The organism is Paraburkholderia madseniana, assembly GCF_009690905.1.
GTDB lineage: Bacteria > Pseudomonadota > Gammaproteobacteria > Burkholderiales > Burkholderiaceae > Paraburkholderia > Paraburkholderia madseniana.
The window spans coordinates 1-541 of record NZ_VOSW01000323.1 but is presented as its reverse complement, the minus strand read 5'-3'; the positions used below and the strand labels follow the sequence as shown (position 1 = coordinate 541).

Genomic DNA, 541 nt, shown 5'->3' with positions numbered 1-541 from the left:
TGTCGGGTAGCAGCGGCGCATTGCTGCGCCGCCGCCCCCTAAGAACCGGACGTGCGAGTCACCTCGCATCCGGCTCAAGCCATTCTTCAGCACCAGACCGTGGCACCGAACAGTTTGATGGAGCGGTTCTTGGTACGACGGCGGATAAAGTAGTCATCCCAGATCGGATCGAATGGATGGGCGCTACCGCAGATCTTGACGTGCCGCGTAATCGGGACCGTCGATGCCTGGAAACGTTGCAGCCCGTGAGTACCGCGAGCTGCACTATCCGTGGCAAAGACCCATGAGCGCCATCCATCCACCCGGAAGTATTTCTTCCTGACCCACCGTGCTCCTTTCGTGGGATGCCTGCGCCTTGCCCACTTCCAGAGCAGTTGCCAGATGTGCGAGTCTACCGATGAGAAGGTCACTTTCGCCACCACATGGCGGTGATACATTGCCCATCCCCGAATGACCGGGTTAAGCTTATGTATCAGCACTTCCTGTGTGACGCTCGTATGGCCTTTGATGATCGCTCTGACCTTGTCGAGCAGTGACTTAG

1 protein-coding gene is annotated in these 541 nt (G+C 57.9%); it reads right to left on the bottom strand.

The features are described from left to right. Positions 1-86: 86 nt before the first annotated feature. Positions 87-541: group II intron maturase-specific domain-containing protein (locus tag FSO04_RS46040; RefSeq protein ID WP_325063557.1), on the bottom strand; the 455-nt coding region annotated here is incomplete at its 5' end.